Raw genomic sequence first — 1196 nt, 5'->3', positions numbered from 1 at the left:
TATATATAAAGTGATGTTTTTATTTATAAATATACAATATTCTTTCAAAATTGTAACAATTATAAATAGGCTAAACTATTGCACAGATATTATAAAATGGTATATGATGTATAAATGGCTAATAAATATTGGGAGAACGATTATGAGAAAAATAACTAAGAAGCAAAAAGCTTTTATACAATATGCATTTTTATTGTTTTTAATATGTCTTACAACTTATTTAGTATCGACAACTTTAGACATTGCATTAATACCTCATATTTTAAAGGTAGTTGATGTGAAATATATAATAGCTGGAGTTTTATTAGTGGCTATATATATATTATTTGAGGCATACATACTTCAATTAGTAATAAATTCAATAGAAAAGACTAAAGTTAGATTTTTAGGATTTAAAATAGGGACAATGGGATTGTATTATAATTTAGTTACGCCATTTGCATCAGGTAGTCAACCAATACAAATATATGCACTAACAAAGTATGGTATAAGTTTAAGTAAATCAGTAGCTATAATAACAAATAAAACAATAGTATTTCAAACTGTAGTTACAACTTACTGTGGATATTTAATATTTTTAAATTTAGATCTGCTAAAAACTGAAATGCCATCGATTATGATGTTAGTAACTGCAGGAATGATTATGAATATAGTTATGCTAGTTGGAGGAATATTAATAGTACTTAGTCCAAATAAAATAAAAATGATAACTAGCTATATTTTAGATAAATTATCTAGATTTAAATTCTTCAAAAAATTAGCGGATAAAAAAGAGAAAATAAATGAATATATTGACGAGTATAATTACTCAATTAAGATTTTTATTAAAGATAAAAAGAATTTAGTCTTAAGTTTAATTTTAACGACGATTCAACTTACTATATTCTTTAGTGTAACTTACTGTATATACAAAGCATTTAATTTAAATGGATTATCTTATTGGCATATACTAACTTTGCAAGTATTTTTATATATGGCTGTATCTCCAATTCCAACGCCAGGGAATGTGGGAGCCAATGAATTAGCATTCTTTTCTATATTTGCAAATGTGTTTCCAAAAGAAATAATTGGATACTCAGTATTTTTACACAGTGGGTTTGCATACTACATGTTGGTTATAGTAGCAGGTATATTTACTATAAATACTCATCATAACATGAATAAATATGGAAATGAAAAAATATATGCTGAGAATA

Annotated in this window: 1 protein-coding gene; it reads left to right on the top strand. The window is 24.8% G+C overall.

The features are described 5' to 3' along the window. Window positions 1-142: 142 nt before the first annotated feature. Window positions 143-1196: lysylphosphatidylglycerol synthase transmembrane domain-containing protein (locus BN899_RS08610; RefSeq protein ID WP_042274671.1), on the top strand; the 1054-nt coding region annotated here is incomplete at its 3' end.

Origin of the sequence: Faecalimicrobium dakarense (assembly GCF_000499525.1) — a bacterium.
GTDB lineage: Bacteria > Bacillota > Clostridia > Peptostreptococcales > Peptostreptococcaceae > Faecalimicrobium > Faecalimicrobium dakarense.
The sequence above is the reverse complement of the archived record's forward strand: the minus strand, read 5'-3'. Positions and strand labels throughout refer to the sequence as shown.